The sequence below is a fragment of the Nonomuraea sp. NPDC001684 genome, from assembly GCF_053596515.1.
Genome location: NZ_JBSFGJ010000824.1, coordinates 1 through 1,841, shown reverse-complemented (window position 1 = coordinate 1,841; position 1,841 = coordinate 1). Strand labels below are relative to the sequence as shown.

1 protein-coding gene is annotated in these 1,841 nt (G+C 73.7%); it reads left to right on the top strand.

Annotation, left to right across the window (positions count from 1 at the left end):
* Nucleotides 1-1,841: MFS transporter (locus tag ACWCSD_RS52205; protein WP_449927298.1), on the top strand; the 1,841-nt coding region annotated here is incomplete at both ends.

Here is a 1,841-nt window from a genome sequence, read left to right as displayed (position 1 = left end):
TTCCTCGGCCAGGAGAGCGGCGGCGGCCTGCTGCACCGCCTGGGCGGCGGCCCGGCCAGCGAGTTCACCTTGCTCTGCGTGCCGTACGGCGGCGGTTCCGCGGCGGTCTACCAGCCGCTGGCCCAGGCGCTGGGCGACCGGGTCGAGGTGCTCTCGGTCGAGCTGCCCGGCCACGACCCCGCCAGACCCGACGAGCTGCCGCTGCCCCTGGAGGACCTCGTCGAGGCGTTGTCCGCCGAAGTGGCGAAGTCCTCGATCAGCCGTCCGGTGGCGGTGTACGGGCACTGCGTCGGCTCCGCGCCGGCCGTGGCGCTGGCCCGCAGGCTGGAGGCTGACGGCGTGCCGGTGCTGGGCGTGATCGCGGCGGGCAGTTTCCCGTCCGCCCGGCTGCCCGGCCTGGCCAGGAAGCTGTTCCGCGGCGACCGCCTGGTCTCCGACCGGCTGTTCCGCGACGCGCTGCGGGCGTCGGGCGGCCTGCTCGACGACATGGACGAGGCCGCCAAGGCGACCGCGGTGCGCGCGATGCGCCACGACTCCACGCAGGCGCAGGAGTGGTTCACCCGGGAGCTGGCCGCCGACGGCCCGCGGCTGGCGGCGCCGATCCTGTGCCTGGTGGGCGAGCGGGACCGGGCCACCCAGCTGCACGAGGAGCGCTACGCCGAATGGGGCGCCTTCGCGTCGAGGGTGGGGCACGCCGTGCTGCCCAGGGCCGGTCACTACTTCCTGCGCCATCAGGCCGAGCCGCTGGCCGCCCTGGTGTTCGGCCAGCTACGGCGCTGGTCGGACGGCGAGCTCCCGGATCCGGTGCGCCCGCCTGACCGGACCGGCCTGCGCTCCTTCTACACCGTCGCCGGCGGGCAGTTCGCGTCGGCGGTGGGCAACGCGCTCAGCGCCTTCGCGCTGGGCATCTGGGCCTACCAGCGCAGCGGCGAGATCCTGGACCTCGCGCTGGTCACGATGCTGGCGCAGATCCCGGCCGTGCTGCTCACCCCGCTGGGCGGCGCGCTGGCCGACCGGGTGGACCGGCGGCGGATCATGCTCGCCTGCGACGCCCTGTCCGGGCTGGCGATGGGGGCGCTGGTGCTGCTGATGGCGACCGGCCGGCTGGAGTTGTGGAACGTCTGTCTCATCGTCGCCGTCACCTCGATGGTCACGGCGTTCCATCAGCCCGCCTACCTGGCCGCGATCGCGCAGCTGGTGCCCAAGCCGTACCTGCCGCAGGCCAACGCCATGGCCAACCTGGGATTCGGCGCGGGCAACGTGGTGGCCCCGCTGGCGGGCGGGGCGCTGATCGGCCTGTTCGGGCTGTCGGCGGTGATCTCCATCGACGTGGCCACCTTCGCGATCGGCGTGGGGACGCTGCTCGCGGTCAGGTTCCCGAACCGGCTCTTCCACCGGCGGGAGGAGAGCTTCCGGGCGGCGCTGAGCGGCGGATGGCGCTTCATCCGCCGGCGGCGGCCGCTGCTGGTGATGGCGGTCTTCTTCGCGGTGGTCAACTTCTGCACCGCGCTGATGTGGGTGCTCATCACCCCGATCGTGTTGTCCATCGGCAGCTCGGCCGACCTGGGCGTGGTGACGGCCGCCGGCGGTCTCGGCGTGGCGGTGGGCACGGGCGTGATCCTGGTGTGGGGCGGCAGCCGCCGCCGGGCGACCGGCATGATCGCCTTCGTGATCGGCTCCGGGGTCGGTGTCGTCCTGATGGGCGCGTGGCCGGTCGTGGGGCTGGTCGCGGTGGGCCTGTTCGTCCGGCTGGCCTGCATGAGCATCGGCAACGCGCACTGGCTGTCGGTCATCCAGACCAAGGTGGGGCCGGACCTGCAGGGCCGGGTGCTGGCGGTGAA